This window comes from Maribacter sp. HS (genome assembly GCF_048059195.1).
In the GTDB taxonomy this organism is placed as follows: domain Bacteria; phylum Bacteroidota; class Bacteroidia; order Flavobacteriales; family Flavobacteriaceae; genus Maribacter; species Maribacter dokdonensis.
This window is the reverse complement of the sequence record NZ_JAYLVV010000004.1, coordinates 605776-630439: the sequence shown is the minus strand read 5'-3', so window position 1 is coordinate 630439 and position 24664 is coordinate 605776. Positions and strand designations below refer to the sequence as shown.

Genomic DNA, 24664 nt, shown 5'->3' with positions numbered 1-24664 from the left:
GGTACTGTAATTGAAAAAGGTAACAGTTTTTTTTCCGTGATAATAATTACTGAAGCAAATATGAATAAAAATGTGGCAACAAAAGTGTATTCAGCGTTTTGATTCTGAACTGCCAATTCACAAATACTACAATTTTCTATAGTATCTACTTTATTGTCTTGATGGGAATAGACATGAAAAGAAGTTACCTTGATCAGCATAAGGCAGAACAAAATAAATACTGAGAAATATGTAAATATTGATCTCTTCACAGCGCTAAAGTACTAAAAGATGTAGAACTGTTTGTTAAAGAAAACCCAACAAAAGTGTGTTAGAATAAAAATCCAAGTCCAATTCTTTTCAGCATTTTTTTCTCAAAAGCCCAAAAAAATCTAAATTGACCAAATAACCATCCATAAATTACCAATAACACTTGATAGAAAGGGAAAATTAATAAAATTCGTAAAAACCAATACAGAGGGCTTCCCCACCAGGCAGTCGAAAAATTTTCTTGCTGAAGACCAATTAAATCTAGAAAAGGCTTTGCTACATATACAGATGATGATCCGGTGATGGCAAATACTATAAATATAATTACAAGTTGAAAATTACTGGTGATTCCCCAGCGTTCTTTTAATTTCTGCATGGCATGTATTGAAAACGCCAAATATACTTTTTATATACGTGGTATAAAAGGGCCTAATCGCTGATTGTATTTTCTTTGGAAATAAATAAAATAATTATACAGCTTATAATTTACTTCATAGCCATAATCAATTTGTCTAGAGTAATCTATTTGCATTTCATATAAATTTGGATTGTATCTAGCAGGCTGTAATACTCTTTGGTTCCATTCTAAAACCATTATTTGATTTCTATTTTCCAAGAAATTTTGCGAATAATAACCTTCAGGTTTTGCTATTGAGGCCAACCATATATTAAAACCAGGTTCTATGATAATAATTTCATATTCAGTTTCTTCACTTGAAATGGAAATGGTATCTCCTTCAACTTGGGTAAAGGCATTTTTTTCATCTTCGCTTATAGCTAGTGATGCGCTCTTTGTACCACAATTAAATAACAATGCACAAAAGGTCGCAGCTATAGTACCGTAAATAATTTTAAATATCTTCTTTTTCATAGAAATAAGATACAAAAAAAGCCGCTTGTATTTACAAGCGACTTAACTATATGATTTCTAGGTATTATTTACCGAAAAGACCTCCTAAAAGGCCTCCAAGACCACCTTGTTTTTTATTGCTGCCCATTACCATACCGGCAACATCATCTAATATGCTTCCGTCACCATCAGCATCTAATAATGAAGTGATAAGGCTTTGGTTTTCTTGAGGTTGACCTCCCAGCATACTACCTAAAAGAGCGTTCATGCCTGTGCCATCACTTACATTGCTCTGCGCAGTTTGCTTACCTAAAAAGCCCATAACTATAGGGGCTGCAATTTTTAATATTTGGGCAACCGATCCGGAATCTAAACCGGATTTTGCACTTAAAGCACTTTCTACTTGTGGTTGTTTACTTCCGAATACATGACCTAAAATACCCGCACCGTCATTCATTACACTTTCGTCTACACCGCCACTAAACAAACCTCCTAGGTTATCTAAGATTCCGCCACTATGATTACTTGATAATGCACTCATTAAACCCTGAGCACCTTCTGGTGTTGAAACGTTTTTTTTCATTGCACCAAGAATTAGTGGCATTGCCATACTTAGTACATTGGCGGTTTTGTCTTCAGGCTGATTTGTCTGCCCAGCTACACCGCTAATTAATTGTTGCCCCATTGGGCTATTTAATAAATCTAATAATCCTGCCATTGTAATGGTTAATTTAATGTTTATGCTGTAAAATACGAAAAAGAGTCAATAAAATATGCTATTGAGCTCTTAATTTAGTAAAGAAATAATTTGGTCGGCCAATTCTTGTCCAATTCTTTCTTGTGCCTCTAAAGTTGCTGCACCAATGTGTGGAGAAAGCGAAATACTAGAGTGCATTAGAATTTTAATTTCTGGTTTTGGTTCAGATTCATAAACGTCTAAACCGGCAAAAGCAACAGTACCGTTTTCTAAAGCATCGATCAATGCAACTTCATCTAAAACACCACCCCTTGCGGCATTGACGATACCAACACCCTGTTTCATTTTGGAGAATTCAGCTTTTCCCAGAACATAGTTCTCTTGACCGGGAATATGCAATGAAATATAGTCTGCATTCTTTAGGACATCATCTTTGTCAGTGTTCTTTAGTGTGAACGTAACATTTTGACCATCATAAAAAGTAAGCTCAATGTCTGTCTGCGCTACATCTGGATCACAGTATATAACCTTCATACCCGCGCCAATGGCAAGTTTAGCGGTAGCTTGACCAATGTTACCAAATCCGAATATACCTAAGGTTTTACCTCTAAGTTCCGTACCCTTTGAGTAAGATTTCTTTAATCCTTTAAAGTTACTATCACCTTCTAAAGGCATATTTCTATTTGCGTCATATAAAAAACGTGCCCCTCCATAAAGGTGTGCAAAAACCAATTCTGCCACAGATTCTGATGAGGCAGCTGGTGTATTTATGACATGAATATTTTTAGATTTAGCGTAATCTACATCAATATTATCCATACCAACACCACCTCTACCAATTAGTTTTAGAGTAGGACAGGCATCAATTAATTCTTTTCTAACTTTGGTAGCACTACGTACCAATAATGCTTCAATTTTATTTTCGTTGATATAGTTGCTTAATTGTTCTTGAGCAACCGTCGTCGTTAAAACGTTAAATCCAGCTTTCTCCAAAGTGGTGATTCCATTTTGGGAAATTCCATCATTTGCTAATATCTTCATATGTTTTAATACAATTTTATTGTTGTGTTCGGTATATGTTACAACAATTATCCTCTTCTTTCCATTTCGCTCATGACGTCTACCAATACACCAACACTCTCTAATGATAATGCATTGTACATGCTAGCTCTATACCCTCCCACAGAACGGTGACCGTTTAAACCATTAATTCCGGCTTCTTTTAACAAACTTTCAAAAGTGGTTTTTAAGACATCATCCGTAAGGTTGAAAGTGGCGTTCATTAAAGAACGATCCTCTACATTGGCAAAGCCTTCAAAAACAGGATTTAGATCAATCTCAGAATAAAGTAATCTTGCCTTCTTTTCGTTGATTTCTTCTATAGCTGCAATACCACCAAGATTTTTTAACCATTCTAACGTTAACATAGAAGTGTAAACTGCAAATACAGGTGGAGTATTGAACATGCTATCTTTCGAAATATGTACTTGATAATCTAACATTGAAGGAATTTTTCTTGATACTTGACCTAAAATTTCTTCTTTAACGACAACCAAAGTTGTCCCTGCAGGACCCATATTCTTTTGTGCACCGGCGTATATTAAATCGAACTGAGAGAAGTCTAAACTTCTTGAGAATATATCTGAGCTCATATCACAAACAAGAGGACAGTCGGTTTTTGGAAACTTCTTGAATTGGGTACCAAAAATTGTATTGTTAGATGTAATATGTAGATAATCTAAACCGCTGGGAACTGAGTATCCTTTAGGTATGTATTTAAAATTTTCATCTTTAGATGAGCCAACTTCAACCACATCGCCAAATAATTTAGCTTCTTTAATGGCTTTATCGCTCCAAGTACCTGTATTTAAATAACCTGCTTTTTTCTCTAGTAAATTGTATGCTACCATTAAAAATTCCATACTTGCACCACCTTGAAGAAATAATGCTTTATAGCCTTTGTCTTTAAGATCTAGCAGTTCTAATGCCAATGATCTTGCATTTTCCATTACGGCAACAAAATCTTTACTTCTATGTGAAATTTCAATAAGTGAAAGTCCAGAACCATTAAAGTCCATAACAGATTCAGAAGCTTTTAAAAGTACTTCTTTTGGTAAGATACAGGGACCGGCACTAAAATTATGTTTTTTCATCTTGTGTGTAATTTAAGGTTGCAAAGGTCAGAATTTTTTGAAGATTTTTCTTTACTATCGCTATTTAATTCTTAGAAGTGTTCAATAAGAATGCTATAGTATCTATTCCGTCGGCATAGTCGTTTAGCATTGGTTTTTGGGTGTTTCCAAAAGAAATTTCATCTTCTACAAAACCAGATGAAACAATACATTGTAAGTTTTCTTTATTGTCCTTAAGCTTCTCTTTTAATGTTGACTCATCTTCGTAGTACTCGTAAAACAATGAAGCTATTGGCGAACCAAAACTTTCCTCTTCTTTTAAAATCAAAAAACCATTATCCAATAATTTAAACTCGCTCATTAAATAAACTGCTTTATTGTAATCGTAGTTATTGGCGTATTTATGGTGGTTGATAATGCTATTGTACGGAAACATTGCTTTGAAAAAAGTGTCAATATTATATTCTTTTGGGAGGTATATTTTAGATACGCTTCTACACCCTAAACCAAAATATCTAAAAATATCCTCTCCTAATGCTGTTAGTTCTTCTTGGGATTCCTTTCCGGATAAAACAGCCACAGAATTTCTGTTTTTACGAATAATATTTGGTTTTTTACCGAAATAATACTCAAAATAACGTGCCGTATTGTTACTTCCAGTCGCAATTACAGCATCGTAATGATCAAGTTTTTCTTTGGTAAATATTACTTTATCTTTTAAAGCAGGTTCGGTGTCAATTAAAAAATCAATGAGAAGTGGAATTAATTTTTGATCATTGCTTGATAGTTTTACTAAAGCTTTATTGCCGGTAATTAAAACGCATAAAAGATCGTGAAACCCTACTAAAGGAATATTACCAGCCAAAATTAACGCTACAATCTTTTCATTGTTGATGCTAAGGTCGTAGTTACTCAGCCAGGCTTCAATATTTTCTTTAGAAAGTACTTTTCCCCATTCTTTGAAAGCATGGGTACAGTTTTCTTCTGTAAACCAGCCATTGTAATGATGTGCTCGTTCTATTTCTGATTTGAAAGAACTTACCCATTTGTCATTTAAATGATCAGAAATGGTGTTTTTGTCTATTAATTCACAAAAAGTTCTTAGAAAATTTCCAAGTTTAACAAAAGCTGTTATCGTAAGGTTGCTATGGGCCATTATATTTGTATACTAAATAGGTAGGAATTACCTTTGTGCAAAAATAAGCATGCCCGTTCTTTTTTGGGCATTTTAATGTAGAAGAAATTATGGCAATTATAATAACTGATGAATGTATAAATTGTGGGGCTTGTGAACCAGAATGTCCAAACACTGCAATTTATGAAGGAGCAGATGAGTGGAGATATAGTGATGGTACATCTTTAGAGGGCAATGTTGTTTTACCTGATGGAAAAGAAGTTGACGCGGGTGAAGTACAGGAACCTATTAGTGATGAAGTGTATTATATAGCTCCAGATAAATGTACCGAGTGTATGGGCTTTCATGAAGAGCCACAGTGTGCAGCTGTATGTCCGGTAGATTGTTGTGTGCCAGATGATGACCATGTTGAAACAGAGGAGGTTTTATTGGCAAAGCAACGCTTTATGCACCCTGAATAAATGAGGGGGTAATTTTTAGAATATAGCTATCATAAAAAATATATTCTGAATTAGATTTTATTATTACTTCTTGATGAAATAAAAAAAAAGCTACCTAAATCAATAGGTAGCTTTTTTATTAAATAAACTAAATCAAAATCAAAACTTGTAATTTAAAGATAAGTTGAACATGGTTCCTAATTGGCTAAAGTGGTAACCATCATACGTCATTTGAGAATAACGTTGGTTGAAAGTAATTAGGTTAGATTGGTTCTGAGTCAGAGCTGGATCTGCCAAGATAGCATCTCCTGCAGCATTTTGAGAAACAAAACTCCATTCTGGTAATACGTTGAACAAGTTGTTAATGTTTAAGGCTATAGTTAATTTATCTGTAGCACTGTAATTAACTCCTAAATCCGTAACTACTTTTGGATCGAATTCTGTACCCAAATTAAAGTTACCATTTGCATCAGTACTTAAACCTTGTTGAAAGAAGCTGGTTTTACCAAATAATGTGTTATTCAATGAAAAACCGAATTTATTGATGTCATAATTAGCTCCTAAAATCCACTTTGTTCTAGGTCTTGATGTAAAGAACAAGGCTTCTTGCGTTTGGTTAACTACAGATTGACCAGAATTTGCTACTAAGGCGATATCCTTTACAGGACCGTCTAGTTCATTCTGAATTGTATAGTTACCAGATAAGTTCAAATCTAAGCTGCCTTCTCCAATTTCAATTCCTTTGTAGGCAAGTACAACATCTACACCAGAGGTTTTGGTGTCAATTGCGTTAGAAAAGAAACTTACGTCACTTAGGTTGTTGTTCGCCAATAAAACGTCTAATGCGTTAGTAGCGTCGCCACTAGGGCCTATCTCATTACCTAATACAATTCTATCTTTTACTTTAATGTTGTAATAATCTAAAGTATAGCTGAATTTATTAGCGATTTTTCCACCAAAACCTATAGTAAAGTTTGTAGATGTTTCAGCGTCTAATTGAGGTATACCCAAAAGTTTTGCTTGTGTAGACACGTTGTTGATCAGACCACCAACTTGAATACCTTGACCCGGTACAAAGCTGTACTGTGCTTTTTGAGTATAAATTTGGTGTAGGGTAGGAGCTCTAAAACCAGAAGAAATAGAACCTCTCAATGTAAATGCATCGCTAAACTTGTAACGAGAACTAAACTTATATATGAACGTATTTCCAAAATCAGAATAGTTTTCCGTTCTAATAGTACCACTTAGTAAAAATGCATCAGATACATCGTAGTCTAAACTTAAATATCCACCAATGTTATAACGATTGAATTTTCCTGAGTTTTGAGGAGATGCACCTGCAAATGAATCTGCACCACCACCGTCATAAGAGGCAAGTTCACCTTCTATAATTTCAAAAGTTTCTGTTCTAAACTCAGCACCAACACCAATACTTACTTTGTCTGAAAGTAACCTTGAGATATCAATGTTACCAACATTATGGGAAAATCTAGTTCCTCCCGGATCAAAAGACTGCTGGCTATTTTCTCTATATAATTCTGAGCCTTCAGTAATTTCACCGTCATCAACAGAGCCATTGCCATTAGCATCTATAAATACAGATGGAGAATATACAACATTTCTATTGTGGGTATTGTTTACCTTATACGTTTGTAAGTTGCCACCGGTTGTGAAGCTTGCATCAACATTCCAATCATTAATAGTTGATTTAAATCCTATTGTTGCATTATAATCACTTAATAAACCTTCAAATGTTGGTAAGTAACCATCATATCCACCTGCAGTATTTGGGTTGTCACCAGGAAAGAAATCAGCTAGATAAGGAAAATCATCAACTGTTCTCCAATATGGTGTTCTGTAGTTTGCAAAACTATTTACAGCTTTGTAGACATATGCAGCGTTACCATATAAAGTGGTGTTTTCGCTTAAGTCATAACCTAAATTTACGGAGAATTTTGCAGCAGCAGTTTCTGGAGAACCATTGATGTTACCAGCATCTGGACGTCTTGATAAGAATTCTTGTACATCTGCAATATCGGCACCAAAATCAGCGGCTTCACCAGCAGCATTAACAGTACCTGGTCTATTTGCTTGATTTACTTTAGATAAATCCAATGTATAATTTACAAAACCTTTGTCTTCGCCTATGGTAGAACCGTTATTGATTGCTACACCGAACATTTCACCATCACCTTCAGAGGTAATACCTGTTCTCAACGTGGCAGAACCTTCATTTGGAGAATCTTTTAGAATAATGTTCATTACACCCGCAATAGCATCAGAACCATATTGAGCAGATGCTCCATCTCTAAGAATTTCCACTCTTTTAATCGCATCTGTAGGTATTGCCGATATATCAGCACCGGTTTCACCACGACCTGGGGATGTTTGAGTGTATAATAATGCACTTAAGTTTTTACGCTTTCCGTTTATTAATATCAACGTTCTACTTGGTCCCATATTTCTTATCTCATAAGGATCCAATAACGAAGTTGCGTCATTTACAGGTGTCTGTACCGTATTAAAAGATGGTATTCTGTATTGTAAAGCTTTGTCAAAAGTAGCCTGACCGGTAGAGGTCAATTCTTTAACACCAACAACATCAACAGGTAGTGGTGTATCTGTATTACTTCTAGGAGCGGTTCTAGACCCAACTACAATAAATTCATCTAGGGCTACACCTTCAGATAATTGAACATTAATTACGCTTTTGCCAGCTGTAGACACTTCTTGGGAAGCAAAACCTATATAGCTAAAAACTAATTTGGTGTCATTTTCAACATTAATGGTGTAATTACCATCAAAATCTGAAGTTGTTCCGTTTGTGGTTCCTTTTTCTACGATGTTCACACCTGCTAAAGGCATTCCTGAATCATCGGTTACCTTACCTGTAATGCTATTTTGAACCTTAGTGTTCAATGTCATGGCAGATATACCGTTTGTACTGGAGTTTAGTCTTAAAACCTTAGCTCTTTGTGGTTTTTTATGATAAACTACATAATATTTATTTCCTAAATATTCAAAATCGAAACTAGTTTTACGTTCTAGTTTATTTATGATTTTATCTAAAACAGGGAACTTATATTCCTCAGGGTTTAAACTGGTAGTAGATACCAGAGTGGGGTTGTAAGTAAAATACACTTCGTGCTTTTCACTTATCTCGTTTAAAAACTCACTTAAAGTGATTTTTTCTTTGAGTTTTTCAGACGCCATCATGCTAATACTACTAGTACATAGTAGTGTTGCAAAAAGCAATCTCTTTATTTGTTTTGTTCTCATAAATAAATAGTTTAGTTAATAAATAGGGTTTTCTTGTACGCGTAAAATATTTCCTTTGTTAATAATTCTTGTTCCTGTAGCCTTCTCTATGGCGGCTATACATATATTTAAATTCTGATTGGGAATACCACCGGAAATGGGTATTTCTTTTAAATGATCAGCTGAATACTGTACTTCTAGACCATATGTCAGTTCTAAATTGGTCATAACATCTTTAAGTGGAATTTCATTAAAGGCGTATGTACCGCCTCTCCATAAAGCATATGGGGTTTCAATATTTACCCTTTTATGAAGTAATTTTTTACTCTCATTTGAAAATGAAACCATTTCGCCCGGTATCATTTTTGCCACTTCACCATTTTTAAATTCTAAATGAATGGAACCCTCGTCAAGAACTACGTTTGTTTTTTGTTTTCTGGTATTCACATGAAACTGTGTGCCCAATACTTCAACCTTAAGGTCATTGGTTATTACCCAAAACTTGGCATTTGTACTTGGTATGGGTTTAACTTTAAAATAAGCTTCACCCATTAAGTTCAACAGGCGTGGATTATCATTGTCATATGAAATTTCAGAGTTGCCATTAAGTACCACAGATGTACCATCAGGTAGCTTTAGATCAATTATTTCTCCGTAATTGGTTTTGTGTACAGTGGTGGAATGTTCATTAAAATATGTAATGCTGCTGTAGCTGATAAGGATTAAAAGTACTGCAGCAGCTGTAGAGAATAATACCGTGTTCAATGAGCGAACTTTCTTCATTTTTTTTGTTGAAGAATCGTCAATATCAATTTTATCTAAAACCTTTGATAGCGCATGATCAACATCGATGTTGCTAGGGTAGTCTTGATTGAAATTAATACCCGTAATTATAGATTTTGCATTATGAACTGTTTCTATATGTTCTGGATTTTTTTGTATCCAAGAATTCCAATAGGAGACATCGTTATTGTTTAAGCCTTTGGCCCAGTTTTCAAAAGACGCATCGTTTAGAAAATAATGTAGATCGAATTTGTGCTTCTTGTTCATTTAGTAAGGTATTCCATTTATAAGAGATTTACTTCTTAAAAATATACCCTATTAAATTCAATTTTTTTTCAAAATATTTTTAATCTGTTGATTTTCAGATACTTTTCTTAGCTTTGATAAAGCTTTTTGAAGTACGTTTAAAACACTTTGGTAGTTCATATCCATAACTTCAGCAATATCGGAACTTTTCATTTCGCTGTAGTATTTCAAATAGAGTACCTCTTTTTGTCTAGGGGATAAATTATTAATCAGTTGGGCTAAGGTAGACGTGCATTTAAAATGCATCTCTTGGTGAATTGAAATTTCTTCGGCAGAAAAAGTAAAATTAGATTTAAATAGCTGTGCTTCAGAAATTGGAACGTTCTTTTGATTTTTTTGTAATTGTTTGATCAACCTTCTTTTGAAAGATACAAATAGGTAGGATTTAAGATTCTTAATCTCATTTTGTTTTTCGCGTTCTTCAAATAGTTGAATGAAGAAGTTTTGCAGACAATCTTCCGTTATTTCTCTGTTGTTACTAAGCTTTAAACCGTACACGTGTAACTGAGGATAGTATTTTTTAAAAAGGAGACTAAAGCCGTTTGCTTCGCCCTTTTTAAAGAAATACCATATTGTTTCATCTGAATGAAGTTCCATATATTTTCACATGTTCTGCTGACAAAGTAAGAAATATTTCTTAAATAATGTTAAATACGCTCAATTTAAGTATCGTTTAGCTAAATAATTTGAATTATATTTAATTTAATCGTATGTAATTTAACAGATGTGTTAGATTTAAAAATGAATGAAAATTGTGTTGGTAAAAACTATATTTGCACTCTTGAAATATTATAAATTATGAAAGCAGGTATTGTAGGGTTGCCAAATGTTGGTAAATCAACACTTTTTAATTGTTTGTCCAATGCTAAGGCACAAAGCGCAAACTTTCCGTTTTGTACAATTGAACCTAATATTGGTGTGGTTAATGTCCCAGACTCAAGGTTAGAGAAGTTAGAGGAATTGGTAAACCCAGAAAGAGTGTTACCTGCAACTGTAGAAATTGTGGATATTGCCGGCTTGGTTAAAGGTGCTAGTAAGGGAGAAGGTTTAGGGAATCAATTTTTAGGTAACATTCGTGAAACTGATGCTATTCTTCATGTATTACGTTGCTTTGATAATGACAATATAGTTCATGTTGATGGTAGTGTTGATCCTATTCGGGATAAGGAAACCATAGATATGGAGCTTCAGTTGAAAGATTTGGAGACTGTAGATAAGAAATTGGAAAAAGTAAAAAGAGCCGCACGAACGGGAAATAAGGAAGCTCAAAAAGAAGAAGCTGTTCTATTGGCAATTAAGACAGGTTTAGAAGCCGGTACCTCCGTAAGGGCTATCGAAATTGAAGAGGAGTTAAGGCTAGAATTTGTGAAACCGTTACAGTTTATAACCGATAAACCGGTAATGTATGTTTGTAATGTGGATGAAGAGGCAGCGGTTAATGGAAATGCGTATGTAGAAAAGGTGAAGGAAGCAGTTGCAGCAGAAAATGCAGAGGTCATATTCTTGGCTGTTGGCACTGAGGCTGACATTACCGAATTGGAAACATATGAAGAGCGCCAGATGTTTTTAGAAGATTTGGGCTTGGAAGAGCCTGGTTCGGCAAAATTAATTCGTGGAGCTTATAAGTTATTAGAATTGGAAACCTATTTTACCGCAGGGGTAAAGGAGGTACGTGCATGGACAATTCCTGTTGGTGCAACTGCGCCACAAGCAGCTGGAGTTATACATACCGATTTTGAAAAAGGTTTTATTCGTGCAGAAGTTATTGCTTATGATGACTATGTTGCCTTTGGGAGTGAGTCAAAAGTAAAAGAAGCGGGTAAAATGAGAGTTGAAGGTAAAGAATACATTGTTAAAGATGGTGATGTAATGCATTTCCGTTTTAATGTGTAAGAGGCTACTGATGTTAATTGGCGATTAATTTGATTGTTAAGTCTGTTTTTTAGTTAGATAATTAGTTGATTTGTTTTCTTTGAATAAATTAAAATTTTATCTATCTAAATGCAGAAGTTTAAAAAAATATTACCGCTTTACTTTATTATTTTATGTACAATTAGTTGCTCGGATTCTGAATCGAATGATTTGGGCACAGATGAATTTGTAGAGTTAGGAATTCCGGAGTTGACTACTAATATTGCTACGAATATTACTGATAATTCAGCTGTTTCAGGGGGTGACATTTCTGATGACGGAGGTGCGGAAATAATGTCTAAAGGAGTTTGTTGGAGTGTTTCTTCAACACCAACAATTGATGATTTTATAACATCTGATGGTACTGGCGCAGCAGATTTTACAAGTGTAATTGATGGGTTGGAACCAAATACCGAATATTTTGTGAGGGCTTACGCAACCAATAGTGAGGGTGTGGGCTATGGGAATGAAATAAGTTTCACTTCAATTGAGCCTGGACCTATTGCCAAAATTTTTAATGGAGATGTAATTCTTACTTCACAACAGGAGGTTGATGAATTTGGAGTCGTCGGTTATACCCAGATTTCAGGAAATATAACTGTTCAGGATATAAATTCACCTTCATCTATTGAAAATTTAAGCCCATTATCAACCATTTCTTTAATTAAGGGATCTTTGATAATTAAAGAAAATCTTTTTTTACATGAAATAACAGGTTTTGATGCCCTGGAGAATATTGAAGGTAGTTTAACCATTATTGCAAATGATAATTTGGAATCCATAAATAGTTTTGCCAATGTATTGTCAATTGGTGATGACTTAGAAATTTATGGCGTTAATAATGGTTCAGGTACAATTGATGGATTTGGCAATTTAACAACAATTGGTTCTAACCTGACAATACAGTTAGCATCTGGTGTTGAAAATTTGTTGTTTTTTGAATCAATACAAATGGTGAATGGTTCAATTTTTATTGCGTTAATGGAGAGTTTAACGAGTTTAAACGGATTGGAAAAATTAAACACCTTATTTAGCTTAAGGCTAAATGCTAATAATTCTCTCTTGTCTCTGTCTGGTTTAAATAATATTTCCAATATTGATGAGGCTTTAATGATTTCGGGTAATAGGTCTCTTGAAGACTTGAAAGGTCTAGAGTCACTGACAACTATATTAAACGGAGATTTGAATGTGAGTAATAATGTTAATCTTAAAAACCTGGGTGGACTTAACAACTTAGAGTCTATAGGCGGAAAACTTACAATATCAGGAAATGACTTACTTGAAAACCTTCAAGGCTTAAATAGTTTGAAGATAACTGGCGCTGGAATCGATTGTATTTTATGTGTTGGAACAATTGAAATACAATCCAATAATGCTCTTTTGAATATAGATGCTTTGGAAAACTTGAACACTGCCTGGAATGCAGATATTATTGTTGAGTATAATGAAAAACTAGAAAATTTAAATGGTTTTCAAAATCTATCTAATATTTTTAAATCATCTGGTGGTTCAAGTATATTTGGCGTAACATTAAGTCAAAATTCTAATTTAAATGATGTCTGTGGTCTAAAAAACTTATTCGATTCCAATCAGGGCAATTATTATCTTGATGGCTTTGGAAATGGAACAATATTACCGGAAGGAGAAGCAAATTCCTTGTTTCGAATGTGTGAATAACTTTGTAGTATATAAGTTTTGTAATATAAAATAACGCTGTAATGCATTTCCGTTTTAACGGTTAATGTTCATATATAGTCAGCCGATCTCGTAGCATTTTTAATTCTTGCTCCAGTCGGTTGACTTTTTTTATCATATGATTAATGGTGTCTATTCCTTCCATGTTAATACCAAGGTCATTTCTCAATCTGTAAATGCGTTCTATTTCTAATATGTGCTGTGGTAACACATAATTTTTGTTGTCAATTTCCTGAACTTCGATCATCTCAAACTCTAACAAGTCGTCAATGAACTCTAAGGGAGTTTGCGTTTGTTTGCAGTATACTTCTATTTGTATATAGTTCTCTAGATCCATAATTATCTTAATTCTGATAGCTGTTTAAACAATTCTTTTTCTTTTTGAGATAGATTGGTTGGCATAGTGATCTTATAGGTAATATATAAATCTCCATGCGTACCTTTCTTTTTATAAATAGGCATACCTTTTCCTTTTAACTTTATTTTGGTATCGTTCTGTGTTTCTGGTTTTACTTTTAATTTAACCTTTCCGGTCAATGTTGTAATTTCAATTGAGCTACCTAAAATGGCATCATAAAGAGAAATAGATTCATTTTTATATAAATCGTTTCCTACTCTTTGAAAATCTGTGTTGTTGTAAATTTCAAATGTTAGATATAAATCCCCTTTGGGACCACCGTTTACACCCTCGCCACCATAACCTGTAATCTTTATTGTTTGTCCGTCTTCGACACCTGCAGGGATAGTGATTCTAATTTTTTTGTTTCCAAGATTTAAAGTCTGCTTTTGTTCCTGTAGAATATCGGTCATATTTAAATTTAACGTAGCATTTAAATCTTGACCTTTAAATTGGGAGGTTCTTTGTCTTGTGCTGCCTCCAAAGCCGCCACCACCGAACATGGATTCAAAGAAATCTGAAAAATCTTCTTGCTGCCCGCTATAATTGGTGTAAGTTCTATTGGTATTAGAATTGGAACGGCGCTGGTTTTTTTTGGCTTCTTCAAAAGCTTCGGCATGTTCCCAATCTTTACCATATTGGTCGTATTTTTTTCTTTTTTCAGGATCGCTTAAAACCTCGTTCGCTTCATTAACGCGTTGAAACTTCTCTTGTGCGGATTTATCATTAGGGTTTAAATCCGGATGAAGTTTGCGGGCCAATTTGCGATACGCCTTTTTAATATCTGCTTGAGTAGCCGTTTTGTCTAATTCAAGAATTTTATAGTAATCAATAAATTCCATAAGTATTCAAATTCTTCATTAAAGATATTTAATTGACGAAAAAACTACAATGACATAGGTCAGTTATTATTAGTTCATTTATTATGAATTTTAATGCAATAGTTTTTGACCGAATTACCATATTTGTTGAGGCTATCAACAAAAGACATGAATTAATTGTTAATTACTTTAACAGTTAGCTATTTTATCTTTTGCCGAGTGGTGCTATCTTTAACGCAACTTTCATAATTTTTTTTATATGGCTCAAGAATCTCAATATACTGAAGATAACATACGCTCGCTCGATTGGAAAGAACATATCCGATTAAGACCTGGTATGTATATTGGTAAGTTAGGGGATGGGTCTTCTGCCGATGACGGAATCTATATTCTTTTAAAAGAGGTTATAGATAACTGTATAGATGAATTTGTAATGGGCGCTGGAAAGACCATTGAAATCTCCATAAAAGATAAAGTTGTAAAGGTAAGGGATTACGGTAGGGGTATACCTTTAGGTAAAGTGGTGGATGTAGTCTCTAAAATGAACACTGGTGGTAAATATGATAGTCGCGCCTTTAAAAAATCAGTGGGTCTAAACGGAGTTGGTACCAAGGCGGTTAATGCCTTATCCAGTTTTTTTGAGGTGCAATCTTCTAGGGATAATCAACTAAAGACCGCGCAGTTCAGTTCCGGGAATTTAGAAAGCGAAGTAGGTCCTGAGGAAACCAGTAAAAGAAAAGGTACCAAAGTTACCTTTATACCTGATGAGACCATTTTTAAAAATTACAAATACAGGAATGAGTATGTAGAACGTATGCTCAGAAACTATGTTTACTTGAACCCAGGGTTGACAATAGTTTATAATGGTGAAAAATTTCATTCTGAAAACGGATTAAAAGATCTTTTAGAGGATAATAACAATGTAGAAGATATGTTGTACCCTGTTATCCACTTAAAGGGTGAAGATATAGAAGTAGCCATTACCCATAGTAAAACACAATATAGTGAGGAGTACCATTCTTTTGTAAATGGTCAGCACACTACCCACGGTGGTACGCATCAAGCAGCATTTAGAGAGGCGATCGTAAAAACTATTCGTGACTTTTATGGAAAGTCTTATGATGCATCTGATATTAGGAAATCAATAATATCCGCTATATCGATCAAAGTAATGGAGCCGGTTTTTGAAAGTCAGACAAAAACTAAATTGGGTTCTACGGATATGGGTGGAGACTTTCCTACCGTACGTACGTATATCAATGACTTTGTTGGTAAGTATTTAGATAACTATCTACATAAGAATGCAGAGACGGCAGAGAAACTTCAACGTAAGATTATGATGGCGGAGAAGGAACGTAAGGAGCTATCCGGTATTCGTAAACTTGCTCGTGATAGGGCAAAGAAAGCCAGTCTTCATAATAAGAAATTACGGGACTGTAGGGTGCACTTAAGTGATATGAAGCATGATCGTAGATTGGAAAGTGCCCTGTTTATTACCGAGGGTGATTCTGCATCTGGTTCTATAACAAAGTCAAGGGATGTGAATACTCAGGCCGTTTTTAGTTTAAAAGGAAAGCCTTTGAACTCTTACGGAATGTCAAAGAAGATTGTATATGAAAATGAAGAATTCAATCTTCTGCAGGCAGCATTGAATATTGAGGAATCTATTGAAGATTTACGATATAATAATATCATTATTGCCACAGATGCCGATGTAGATGGTATGCATATTCGTTTATTGTTGATTACCTTCTTTTTGCAATTTTTCCCGGAATTGATAAAGGAAAATCATTTGTATATTCTACAGACTCCTTTATTCAGGGTTAGAAATAAAAAGGAGACTATTTATTGTTACAGTGATGAAGAGCGTCAAAATGCGATAAATAAGTTAAGTGGTAAACCAGAAATTACCCGATTTAAAGGGTTGGGGGAAATTTCACCTGATGAGTTTAGACATTTTATTGGTGACGATATTAGGTTGGAGCCCATAATGTTAGATAAAGCAATGTCCATTGAAGAATTGCTAAGTTTTTATATGGGGAAAAACACACCCGACCGACAAAAATTTATTATCAACAATCTTAAAGTAGAAGTTGATTTAATAGAAGATAAAGTAGTATAAATTAAGTTAATACGATTGCTTCTGAATGGAAGAAAATGACGATTTGAACGAGGAAATTAACGACAACCTTTCCGAAGAAAATAACGAAACAACTGAACCTGCCGAGGCCCTTACAAGGGTAACCGGTATGTATAAAGATTGGTTCTTGGATTACGCTTCATACGTAATTCTAGAAAGAGCTGTACCTGCTATTGAAGATGGTTTTAAACCTGTGCAGCGTAGAATCATGCATTCACTAAAAGAATTGGATGACGGTAGGTATAATAAAGTGGCGAATGTAGTAGGTCACACTATGCAGTATCACCCACATGGTGATGCCAGTATTGCCGATGCCATGGTTCAAATAGGTCAAAAGGACCTTTTAATAGATACCCAAGGAAACTGGGGTAATATTTTGACCGGGGATAGAGCGGCTGCTTCAAGATATATTGAGGCAAGGTTATCTAAATTTGCCTTAGAGGTTATTTTTAGTCCTAAAATTACCGAGTGGCAGGCTTCTTATGATGGAAGAAAAAAAGAACCTGTAAACTTACCCGTAAAATTTCCTTTGTTATTAGCTCAGGGAGCGGAAGGTATTGCTGTGGGGCTTTCCACAAAAGTACTTTCGCATAATTTTGTGGAGCTGATTGATGCCTCCATTAAGCACTTAAAAGGACAACGATTTAAAATCTTTCCGGATTTTCAAACGGCTGGTATTATTGATGTTACCAATTACAATGATGGACTTAGGGGTGGTAAAATTCGTGTGCGTGCAAAAATTTCCCAGTTGGATAAAAATACACTGGTAATCAATGAGATACCTTATGGTACTAATACTGGTAGTTTAATAGATTCTATTTTAAAGGCCAATGAAAAGGGTAAGATAAAAATTAAAAAAATTGAGGATAACACCGCCGCGGAAGTTGAAATATTGGTGCATTTGCCCAGTGGAATTTCACCTGATAAAACAATAGATGCCCTTTATGCATTTACGGCGTGTGAATCTTCTATTTCACCATTGGGTTGTATTATTGAAGATAATAAACCCTTATTCATTGGTGTAACGGAGATGTTGAAAAGATCTACGGATTCTACGGTTGATCTTTTAAAACAAGAATTGGAAATTCAACTTGGTGAGCTAGAGGAGCAATGGCATTTTGCCTCTTTAGAGCGAATTTTTATTGAGAACCGTATTTATAGAGATATTGAGGAAGAGGAGACTTGGGAAGGGGTAATAAATGCTATAGATAAAGGACTTGCTCCACATACAAAGCATTTAAAACGAGCCGTTACCGTAGAGGATATTACCAGGTTGACTGAAATTCGTATTAAAAGAATTTCAAAATTTGATTTAGATAAGGCCCAACAACATTTAGAGAGTCTGCAAGAGCGTATTGCGGAAGTTAAAAACCATTTGGCTAATTTGATAGAGTTTGCCATTGATTATTTTAAAAACCTAAAGGAAACTTATGGCAAGGATCGCGGTAGAAAAACCGAGATTCGTGTTTTTGACGATATAGAAGCTACCAAAGTGGTTATAAGGAATACCAAGCTCTATGTAAACAGGGAAGAAGGTTTTGTGGGTACTTCGTTAAAACGTGATGAATACGTGACGGATTGTAGTGATATAGATGATATTATTGTTATCACCAACGAGGGAAAGATGATGGTTTCAAAAGTAGATTCCAAAACTTTTGTTGGTAAGGGAATCATTCATGTCGCTGTATTTAAAAAGAAAGATAAGCGTACTACCTATAATTTAATATACAAGGACGGTAAAGGTGGGGCTACCTATATAAAACGTTTTAATGTTACCAGTATAACACGTGATAGAATTTATGAGCTAGGTACAGGTAAGCCTGGAACACAAGTACTATATTTTTCCGCAAACCCTAACGGTGAAGCTGAAGTTATTACCGTGTTGTTACGTCAAGTTGGAAGCATTAAAAAATTAAAATGGGATATTGATTTTTCAGATGTTCTTATAAAAGGAAGAGCCTCTAAAGGAAATATAGTAACCAAATATTCCGTAAAACGCATAGAACTTAAGGAAAAAGGTGTTTCCACTTTAAAACCAAGAAAAATTTGGTTTGATGATGTTGTGCGTAGATTGAATGTTGATGGCAGAGGTGAATTGTTGGGGGAGTTTAAAGGTGATGATTTACTTTTGGTTATCAATCAAAAAGGTGTGGCTAAAACATTTTTGCCAGTGCTTACTTCGCATTTTGATGACGATATGATCGTACTTGAAAAATGGATACCTGAGAAGCCCATCTCAGCCATTTATTGGGAGGGTGAGAAAGAAAGATTCTACGTAAAAAGATTTTTAATAGAGAACGAAAATAAGGAGGAATTATTTATTTCAGAACATCCAAAATCATACTTGGAGCTTGTTTCTACAGATTGGAGACCAATGATTGAAATTGAATTTCCAAAACCTAGAGGTAAAGAGGCTAAGGAAAATGAAAGTGTTGATATTGAGAATTTTATAGCTATAAAGGGAATTAAAGCTTTAGGTAATCAATTGATTACTGAAAAGGTGAAAAACATTAATAGCTTAGAGCCTTTGCCTTATGAGCCGGTTATCCCTGAAAAAACGGAAGATATTGAAGTAGTAGATGAGCAGGCAGTAGATTCTGGTACCGAAAATAAGAAATCAAAAGATGTAGATGGTGGTTCTGCAGATGAACCCACTTTATTTGATTAATTGAGTTTATGAAGAATTTTTTTGAAGAATTCAAGAATTTTGCCATCAAGGGCAATATGATAGATTTGGCTGTCGGTATTATTATTGGCACCGCATTTAATAAAGTCGTCAGTACTATTGTTTCTGCTATTATTATGCCTCCTCTCTCTTTGTTGACAGATGATGTTAATCTTTCAAATAAAAAGTGGATACTTAGGCAGGCAACGGATAGTGCAGAAGAAGTTGCCATTGGTTATGGGGAGCTTATAGAGTCACTTATAGATTTTGGAATTATTGCTTTTACCATTTTCGTAATGGTGAAGTTTATTAACAGGTTCAAGCAGAAATCTGAAGATCCTACAAATAAAGAGGTGGAAACACCAAAGAATATTGCGCTATTGTCTAGTTTGGAAAAATTGTTACAGGAGCAAAATGAGATACTTAGAAACAAGAAATAATAGTTTTGTGTTGAACAATTGAATTGTCTTATCGTAAAATAGAAAGTTAAGATTAGACATTTTTTTAGAACGGTTGGTTTTATAACTACCTTTACAAAAATTTGAATTAATGGATTTTACTAACCCGCTGGTATACGGTGCACCAGCTTTTATTGCCTTTATCTTATTAGAATTGACCTACAGCAAAACTCATGGAGATGATGATCTTTATGATTGGAAAGATTTTGCAGCTAGTAGCGCAATGGGTATTGGTTCGGCCATTATTGGTCCTTTACTTAAGGTTATTTTGTTGGTAGTTCTTTTTGAATGGGCCTATGAATTGTTCAACCCAATGGTTGATGGGGTGAGAACCAATATAATGGGATATGAGTCCTTTGGGTATGCTTGGTACGTGTGGCTCTTATGTCAGTTGGCCGATGATTTTACGTACTACTGGTTTCATAGGGCAAATCATGAAATACGAATTTTATGGGCTGCGCATATAGTACATCACTCTTCAGATAATTTTAATCTTGGTACCGCTATAAGAAATGGGTGGTTCACCTTGTTGTATAAACCTTTCTTCTATGTTTGGATGCCTATTATTGGTTTTCCGGTAGAAATGGTTGTAGTTTGTTTGGCTATAGAATCTTTCTGGCAGTTTCAATTGCATTCCCAATATGTGCCTAAAATGGGCTTTATAGAAAAAATCTTCAACACTCATACCATGCACCAAGTGCACCATGCACAGAATGTAGAGTACTTAGATAAGAATCACGGTGGATTTCTTAATTGTTTTGATAAAATGTTCGGTACCTGGAAAGAGTATGATGAAGAAATTGATGTAAAATTCGGCGTTATACATGCTCCTAATTCTAATAACCCTATTGTAATACTTACCCATGAATTTAAAGATATATGGGCAGATGTGAAGAAGGTGAAGAAATTTAAACATAAACTAATGTATATTTTTGGTCCTCCAGGATGGAGCCATGATGGTAGTACAATGACTGTTAAGCAACAACAAAGGCTTTTTAAGCAGCAAAAAGAACAAAACCCTGAAATGGCTTTTGATAGACCAAATTAAACACCTCAGGCGGTTTAAAATACAGTTGCAAGAAAATATAAAACCCTAATTAAACACATGTTTAATTAGGGTTTTTACGTTATTTAATTTTCCTATTGATCTTCAATTGGTGTAGCGGGCTTCTTATTCTTTTTCATTCTTAGGTCAAAGAATTCAACCATTAATGAAAATGCAATGGAGAAGTAAAGGTATCCTTTCGGGATGGTGCCCACTTCATTTCCAAATACAATTAGATGACTTAAATGAGCTGCTTCTGCAATTAGCATAAAACCTATTAAGATTAAAAAAGAAAGCCCTAGGATTTGAATGGAAGGGTGTCTATTTACGAATTCACCAACAGGATTGGCAAATAACATCATTATGATTACTGAGATAACTACGGCTACAATCATAAGTATTAAAGCATCGTTAGGGTTGGGAGAGATGCCGTTTGTCATTCCTATGGCAGTTAAAATAGAGTCAAATGAGAATACAATGTTTATTACGGTTATTTGCAAAATGGCATTGGTCAGGGATGTGGATCTCGCTTTCTTTACTTCGCGTTCGTCATGCCCTTTATCTTCGACCTTTTCATGAATTTCCTTAGTACTCTTGTAAAGCAGAAATAAACCTCCTAGAAAGAGTATTATTCCCTGTCCGCTAATTCCTCCTGTAATCCATTCACTGTCAAACACCCAAAACGGTTTTTTCATTGAAGTAAGCAATGAGATGCCAAATAACAATACAATTCTCATAACCATGGCCAATACAAGTCCAATATTGGTAGCTTTTTTTCTTTGTGCAGGTTCTAGTTTTCCTGCGGCAATGGAGATAAAAATTATATTATCTATACCTAAAACTATTTCAAGAAATGTTAGTGTAAGTAGGGCAATCCAAGCATCTGGACTGGCGAAAATTTCAAACATGGTTAGTTGGTTTTAATTGCGGTTCCGGTTTTTACTACTAATTTTTTGTTAGGGTCTTTTACAGCGCTTTTGTATTGAAAGGTGTAAGAAGAATCCGTTGTACTAATAATTTTATAATGTATAGCTGTTTTGCTATTAATGTCTTGTAGCACAAATTCGCAGTCATTGAACCAGCGGACGGTGGCGCTGTCTATTTTGTTTTCATAATAGTCAATGCTGTAATCTTTGGTTCTTATAAATTTTCCTTCCTTGACAGTGTCTCCAACTTCATAAGTGAATTTAAAAGTGCCTGTTTTATACTTTTCGCAATCGCGCTCAGGTTGGTAACAAGAACAAATTAAAAGGCTTGTAATAGCAGTAAAAAATATCTTTTTCATCATACTGCAAAATAAACAAATTCCCGATGATGATTCTAGTAAAAGTTAGGAATGCTGAATTTAGAATTTTAAAACTATTTTTCTAGGTATGTTTTAAATGTACCGTCATTATAGAAAATAACTATTCTGTCAATATTCTTTTCGCTAGGTGGTAAGGTGGTCTGTTTAGATTTATTGTAAGTTTTGGTTGGTTCTTTTTCGTTTAGTTTAGGAAAGCTGCCAATGCCGTAAAGCAACCATTGAATATCTACCTCCGCAAAGGCATCATTAATTTTCATGATAAACTCTAGGCTAGGTTTGTTTCTGCCATTCAACAAATGTGATATGCTAGATCTTTGCACCTCAATTAAATCTGCAAATGCAGAGGAGGAAAGTTCGTAATGGGTTAAAATTGACTTTAACCTTAATATGAATGAATTGCTGTCTAACATGTTTACAAAATTAATTCATGCTCCATTTAATAGTAGTTAAATTATGTGTAAAATTCTCAAATCCGCTTAAAAATTTATGAAGTTTATGTTTATTTAAATAACAGTAAATTACTGATTTTCAATTTAATGAAATGTTATTTATCTTTTTGATTAGAATTGTAAATTTCAATACCATTTAATTTGGTTCTTTTATCACAAACTGATTTACAATTGTAAACTGTACCTGTAGTATTTTTGTTTTTTGAAAAGTAATACATGGAAGAAATAAATTATAAGGACTATGGTGTAACCAGTATATCGGGAAGATATATTACTTATGACCATATAGATGAGTTTTTAAATTCATTACCGGTAACATTTAAAACTGAGGTAGTAGGTAGATCGGTACGCGGAGAAGCTATAAAAAGTGTTGTTTTTGGTAACGGACCTAAGCGAATTTTAATGTGGTCTCAAATGCACGGAAATGAATCAACGACAACGAAGGCTGTTTTAGATTTATTTAATTTTATGAATCAAGAATCCATGGAAGCCTTCAAAATATGGAATGCCTGTACCATTAAGATTATTCCAATTTTAAATCCAGATGGAGCTAGAGACTTTACTAGGATAAATGCCAATGAAATTGATTTAAATAGAGATGCACAAAACTTATCGCAACCAGAGAGTAAAGTGCTAAAAAAGGTCTATGAAGATTTTACACCAGATTTCTGTTATAATCTACATGATCAGCGTACTATTTTTAATGTAGGTACTACTCATAAACCGGCTACGGTTTCTTTTTTGGCTCCAGCTTTTGATGAAGACCGTAATAACTCACCGTCTAGAAAACTGAGTATGCAATTAATAGCGGCAATGAACAGCAAATTGCAAGAAGAAATACCTGGACAGGTAGGTAGGTATGATGATGGCTTTAATGCAAATTGCGTAGGCGATGCTTTTCAAATGAAGGGAACACCTACTATATTATTTGAAGCTGGTCATTATTATAATGATTATGATAGAGATGTAACAAGGGTATACATTTTTAAAGCTTTAGTAAAGAGTTTGTTAACTATAAGGGATAATGAAATAACAGATTATACCGTTGACCAATATTTATCAATACCGGAGAATGGTAAACAGTTTGTTGATATTGGGGTGTATAATATAGATTTTGAAAATAATTGTCTTACTTCGGCTGAATTTACACCAATTCAGTATAAGGAGGTACTAAAAAATGGTAAAGTGGAATTTGTTCCTATGGTTCATGTTTTTGATAAGGAACCTCCTGAAGTTTTTGCACATAAATCATTGAATTGCAATGATGAAAACGATGTGAAATGGTTGAGAGAAAATGATATTTTAAAACTACTTTCTTAGATTTCATTGTTTTATTTCTTTGAAATAGTAAAATTGTTTACATTTTCAATAAAAAAAATCGAGTTTCAATGAATTTAATGTGATTATTTTTTATTTTTGGCAGAAATTTTACAACTATGGGCAAAGTCAAATTAGACGAAATAGACCACCAAATTCTGGATATGTTAATTGATAACACCAGAACACCTTTTACTGATATTGCAAAAAAACTTCTTATTTCTGCAGGTACTGTTCATGTAAGGGTTAAGAAAATGGAAGAAGCCGGTATAATAAAAGGCTCTTCGCTAACTTTAGATTACGTAAAACTAGGTTATGCATTTATAGCGTATGTGGGTATTTTTCTTGAAAAAACGCACCAGACCAAATTTGTATTGGAACGTTTAAATCAAATACCTAATGTTACCATTGCACATATTACAACCGGGAAATTCAATATTTTCTGTAAGATTAGAGCAAAGGATACTACGCATGCTAAAAATATTATCTTTAAAATTGATGATATAGATGGTATCAGCAGAACCGAGACAATGATTTCGTTAGAAGAAAGCTTTAATGACAAAAAGCGTTTAATGCATACTATTTTTAACGAGTTATAAGAATAATATAG

The 24664-nt window shown here is 34.3% G+C and carries 23 protein-coding genes; 9 read left to right on the top strand and 14 right to left on the bottom strand.

What is annotated here, in order from left to right:
- Positions 1-310: 310 nt before the first annotated feature.
- The 6 genes from VBZ51_RS12390 to VBZ51_RS12365 form a co-directional block, all read right to left on the bottom strand.
- Positions 311-625 (bottom strand): DUF6787 family protein, encoded by a 315-nt coding sequence (locus tag VBZ51_RS12390; RefSeq protein WP_416577133.1) that lies wholly within the window; start codon positions 623-625, stop codon positions 311-313.
- Positions 626-655: 30 nt separating this feature from the next.
- Positions 656-1120 (bottom strand): DUF6146 family protein, encoded by a 465-nt coding sequence (locus tag VBZ51_RS12385; protein ID WP_348101471.1) that lies wholly within the window; start codon positions 1118-1120, stop codon positions 656-658.
- 64 nt (positions 1121-1184) lie between these two features.
- The gene (locus VBZ51_RS12380; protein ID WP_071342101.1) at positions 1185-1817 is read right to left on the bottom strand and encodes a DUF937 domain-containing protein; all 633 of its coding nucleotides are present in this window, start codon (positions 1815-1817) and stop codon (positions 1185-1187) included.
- A gap of 69 nt (positions 1818-1886) precedes the next feature.
- A complete protein-coding gene (locus VBZ51_RS12375) occupies positions 1887-2837 on the bottom strand; it encodes a D-2-hydroxyacid dehydrogenase (protein ID WP_416577132.1) in 951 nt (316 codons plus the stop codon).
- A 47-nt stretch (positions 2838-2884) separates the two neighbouring features.
- Complete coding sequence (gene serC, locus VBZ51_RS12370; protein ID WP_058102591.1) at positions 2885-3949, bottom strand: 3-phosphoserine/phosphohydroxythreonine transaminase; 1065 nt, start codon at positions 3947-3949, stop codon at positions 2885-2887.
- Positions 3950-4013: 64 nt separating this feature from the next.
- On the bottom strand, positions 4014-5084 hold the full coding sequence (locus tag VBZ51_RS12365) for an acyl-CoA reductase (RefSeq protein ID WP_416577131.1): 1071 nt from the start codon (positions 5082-5084) through the stop codon (positions 4014-4016).
- Between the two features lie 89 nt (positions 5085-5173).
- On the opposite strand from VBZ51_RS12365, the gene VBZ51_RS12360 reads away from it, so the two are divergent.
- Positions 5174-5524, top strand: a complete 351-nt coding sequence (locus VBZ51_RS12360; protein ID WP_058102593.1) for a 4Fe-4S dicluster domain-containing protein — start codon at positions 5174-5176, stop codon at positions 5522-5524.
- Positions 5525-5662: 138 nt separating this feature from the next.
- Here VBZ51_RS12360 and VBZ51_RS12355 read toward each other — a convergent pair whose 3' ends face one another.
- Genes VBZ51_RS12355 through VBZ51_RS12345 form a run of 3 tightly spaced genes read right to left on the bottom strand, consistent with a single transcriptional unit; the run spans position 5663 to position 10447 of the window.
- On the bottom strand, positions 5663-8782 hold the full coding sequence (locus VBZ51_RS12355) for a TonB-dependent receptor (RefSeq protein ID WP_416577130.1): 3120 nt from the start codon (positions 8780-8782) through the stop codon (positions 5663-5665).
- Positions 8783-8797: 15 nt separating this feature from the next.
- Positions 8798-9811: a FecR family protein gene (locus VBZ51_RS12350; protein WP_416577129.1), complete on the bottom strand. Its 1014-nt coding sequence runs from the start codon at positions 9809-9811 to the stop codon at positions 8798-8800.
- Positions 9812-9868: 57 nt separating this feature from the next.
- Entirely contained in the window at positions 9869-10447 is a 579-nt protein-coding gene (locus VBZ51_RS12345; RefSeq protein ID WP_416577128.1) for an RNA polymerase sigma factor, read from the bottom strand.
- Between the two features lie 201 nt (positions 10448-10648).
- On the opposite strand from VBZ51_RS12345, the gene ychF reads away from it, so the two are divergent.
- Entirely contained in the window at positions 10649-11743 is a 1095-nt protein-coding gene (gene ychF / locus VBZ51_RS12340; protein WP_416577127.1) for a redox-regulated ATPase YchF, read from the top strand.
- Positions 11744-11851: 108 nt separating this feature from the next.
- Entirely contained in the window at positions 11852-13438 is a 1587-nt protein-coding gene (locus VBZ51_RS12335) for a hypothetical protein (RefSeq protein ID WP_416577126.1), read from the top strand.
- A 61-nt stretch (positions 13439-13499) separates the two neighbouring features.
- Here the strand turns inward: VBZ51_RS12335 and VBZ51_RS12330 are convergent, their stop codons facing one another.
- Complete coding sequence (locus VBZ51_RS12330) at positions 13500-13793, bottom strand: chaperone modulator CbpM (RefSeq protein ID WP_416577125.1); 294 nt, start codon at positions 13791-13793, stop codon at positions 13500-13502.
- A gap of 2 nt (positions 13794-13795) precedes the next feature.
- Entirely contained in the window at positions 13796-14695 is a 900-nt protein-coding gene (locus VBZ51_RS12325; protein WP_416577124.1) for a DnaJ C-terminal domain-containing protein, read from the bottom strand.
- A gap of 238 nt (positions 14696-14933) precedes the next feature.
- On the opposite strand from VBZ51_RS12325, the gene VBZ51_RS12320 reads away from it, so the two are divergent.
- The 4 genes from VBZ51_RS12320 to VBZ51_RS12305 all read left to right on the top strand — a co-directional run bounded on the left by VBZ51_RS12320 (position 14934) and on the right by VBZ51_RS12305 (position 20985).
- On the top strand, positions 14934-16796 hold the full coding sequence (locus VBZ51_RS12320) for a DNA topoisomerase IV subunit B (RefSeq protein ID WP_074673671.1): 1863 nt from the start codon (positions 14934-14936) through the stop codon (positions 16794-16796).
- Between the two features lie 25 nt (positions 16797-16821).
- Positions 16822-19482: a DNA gyrase/topoisomerase IV subunit A gene (locus tag VBZ51_RS12315; RefSeq protein WP_416577123.1), complete on the top strand. Its 2661-nt coding sequence runs from the start codon at positions 16822-16824 to the stop codon at positions 19480-19482.
- Positions 19483-19490: 8 nt separating this feature from the next.
- Positions 19491-19919: a large-conductance mechanosensitive channel protein MscL gene (gene mscL, locus VBZ51_RS12310; protein ID WP_416577122.1), complete on the top strand. Its 429-nt coding sequence runs from the start codon at positions 19491-19493 to the stop codon at positions 19917-19919.
- 109 nt (positions 19920-20028) lie between these two features.
- The gene (locus VBZ51_RS12305; RefSeq protein ID WP_058102603.1) at positions 20029-20985 is read left to right on the top strand and encodes a sterol desaturase family protein; all 957 of its coding nucleotides are present in this window, start codon (positions 20029-20031) and stop codon (positions 20983-20985) included.
- Positions 20986-21077: 92 nt separating this feature from the next.
- Here VBZ51_RS12305 and VBZ51_RS12300 read toward each other — a convergent pair whose 3' ends face one another.
- From VBZ51_RS12300 to VBZ51_RS12290, 3 genes are all read right to left on the bottom strand, one after another.
- Positions 21078-21890, bottom strand: a complete 813-nt coding sequence (locus VBZ51_RS12300) for a TerC family protein (protein WP_305522823.1) — start codon at positions 21888-21890, stop codon at positions 21078-21080.
- Positions 21891-21892: 2 nt separating this feature from the next.
- Positions 21893-22270, bottom strand: coding sequence for a hypothetical protein (locus VBZ51_RS12295; protein ID WP_210706894.1), 378 nt, complete (start codon positions 22268-22270; stop codon positions 21893-21895).
- A 71-nt stretch (positions 22271-22341) separates the two neighbouring features.
- Positions 22342-22698: a helix-turn-helix transcriptional regulator gene (locus VBZ51_RS12290; RefSeq protein ID WP_215997687.1), complete on the bottom strand. Its 357-nt coding sequence runs from the start codon at positions 22696-22698 to the stop codon at positions 22342-22344.
- A gap of 255 nt (positions 22699-22953) precedes the next feature.
- Between VBZ51_RS12290 and VBZ51_RS12285 the strand changes: the two genes are divergently transcribed.
- Both VBZ51_RS12285 and VBZ51_RS12280 read left to right on the top strand, forming a co-directional pair.
- Positions 22954-24057, top strand: coding sequence for a M14 metallopeptidase family protein (locus VBZ51_RS12285; RefSeq protein WP_416577121.1), 1104 nt, complete (start codon positions 22954-22956; stop codon positions 24055-24057).
- A gap of 116 nt (positions 24058-24173) precedes the next feature.
- The gene (locus VBZ51_RS12280) at positions 24174-24653 is read left to right on the top strand and encodes an Lrp/AsnC family transcriptional regulator (protein WP_027066901.1); all 480 of its coding nucleotides are present in this window, start codon (positions 24174-24176) and stop codon (positions 24651-24653) included.
- Positions 24654-24664: the final 11 nt, after the last annotated feature.